3 protein-coding genes are annotated in these 1997 nt (G+C 43.5%); all 3 read left to right on the top strand.

Annotation, left to right across the window (positions count from 1 at the left end):
* Positions 1 to 181 precede the first annotated feature (181 nt).
* Positions 182 to 595, top strand: coding sequence for a large conductance mechanosensitive channel protein MscL (mscL, locus tag A1D16_RS06155; RefSeq protein ID WP_290708416.1), 414 nt, complete (start codon positions 182 to 184; stop codon positions 593 to 595).
* Positions 596 to 676: 81 nt separating this feature from the next.
* On the top strand, positions 677 to 1711 hold the full coding sequence (locus tag A1D16_RS06160) for a DUF3078 domain-containing protein (RefSeq protein WP_290708417.1): 1035 nt from the start codon (positions 677 to 679) through the stop codon (positions 1709 to 1711).
* Positions 1712 to 1768: 57 nt separating this feature from the next.
* A partial coding sequence (locus A1D16_RS06165; protein WP_290708418.1) for a segregation/condensation protein A occupies positions 1769 to 1997 on the top strand: 229 nt, incomplete at its 3' end.

Raw genomic sequence — 1997 nt, forward strand, 5'->3', positions numbered from 1 at the left:
CAATTGCATGCCCGCTTTCATAAGTATAAAGGAACTACCCCAGATGAGTGCCAGTGAAGCAAAGAGCAACCAGTTGAGCAGCTTTGGCGGAATATGCATAAAGCAAATTACCGGATTCGTTTTATTTGAAAAAAATAGTGGATATTTAAACCATCTCCAACAAAACCTAAAATCAATTATTATGGGATTTTTCTCTGATTTTAAAGCCTTTGCCACCAAAGGAAACCTGGTGGATGTAGCCATCGGTTTTCTGATGGGTACGGCTTTCACCAAACTGGTTGGCTCCTTTACCAGTGGCTTAATTGCTCCTATACTGGGATTGATAACCGGCGGAAAAGATTTTTCAAAAATGGCGCTGACCATAAAAAAGGCGGAACTGGATGCCAATAACGTAGTGGTTTCGGAAGCCATTACCTTTAAATATGGTGAGTTTCTGACCGCAACGCTCGATTTTCTGATTGTGGCCTTTGTCTGTTATGTGTTTATTAAAGCAATACTTCGCCGCCCACCAGTGCCAGAAGCTCCGCCACCAGCCGGGCCTACACCTACCGAAACATTACTTACTGAAATAAGAGATGAACTGCGGAAGAAATAGTACATCTTCTTTATATATATTTGCAAGGGCATTTTGAAGATCTCAAAATGCCTTTTTTTATAATATTAGACAAAGAGGACTATGAAAAAAACCATGACCCTTCTTGCCGGAGCATTGTTACTGGCAGGATTACTGCAGGCACAGGATGCCACCGTTTCAGGATTAAAAAAGGGGGCTGAACGGGCTACTTATGACGACACTACTTATAAGTACAACGCAAAAGGCTGGCGGAAAGGCGGCTTATTTAACCTGAACCTGGCTCAGGGCAGCGCTCGTAACTGGGCGGCAGGTGCTGAAAAATCCTCCATTTCGGTAGCGGGTTATTCCACGCTTTTTGCTAATAAGAAAAAGGGTGATTTCTTTTGGGATAATACGCTCGACCTGGGTTATGCCGTACAACGTACCAGCTCTGTAGGAACCCGAAAAACAGACGATAAAATTGATTTTTACAGCAAAGCCGGGCAAAAATTATCGGATAAATGGGCCCTTGTAGGCGTATTCAACCTGCGGACCCAAATGACCGATGGATATGATTACGATTACTTGTCTAAAGGCATCCGTCGAAGAGTATCTGGTTTATTTGCACCTGCCTATCTGCTGGTTTCTCCCGGCATTGAATGGAAACCTACTTCCTATTTCAGTGTAATGGTTTCGCCTATTTCAGCTAGGTGGGTGATTGTAAGCAATGACCCGTACAGTTATTATTACCAGGATGGTGCCATTCCTTTACCGGATGGCGGACAGGAAACACCCCTTGCTGCCTTATATGGCGTAAACCCCAACCGGAAGGTTTCCATGGAAGCCGGTGCCTACTTGTCCGCTAATTTCTTTAAAGAAGTGATTAAAAATGTGACGTATAAGTCCAGGTTGGATCTGTTCTCGAATTATTTAGGCAAGCGGGATCCGCTTACCGATGTCAAACAAAATGCGCAGCCGAAAAATGTGGATGTGTTCTGGACCAACTCTATTGCCATGAAAGTAAATAAGTTCCTGAGCGTTACATATAATCTGGATTTAATCTATGATGATGACGTTAAGCAATTTGGGCCGAATGGCGACTCCCCGGGCACCCAGGTTCGTTCCTTGCTGGGCGTTGGGTTATCAGCAAAATTTTAAGTTTCGTATCTTTCCCGCTTCCCGGCACAGTAGCCGGGAAGCTTAATTTTGTGAAGTATGGCCGCGCAGCAAGTATCATATCAAATTAAACTGCCCCAGTTCGAAGGCCCCTTTGACCTGTTGTTGTTTTTCATAGAAAGGGATGAACTGGATATTTATAATATTCCGATTACCCGGATCATCAATGATTTTCTTGATTTCATTCATGGCCAGGAAAAACTCAATATTGAAATGTCGAGTGAGTTTATCCTGTTTGTTTCCACGTTGATGCGGATCAAGGCTAAAA

Origin of the sequence: Flavihumibacter sp. CACIAM 22H1, from assembly GCF_001601815.1 — a bacterium.
Lineage (GTDB): Bacteria > Bacteroidota > Bacteroidia > Chitinophagales > Chitinophagaceae > Flavihumibacter.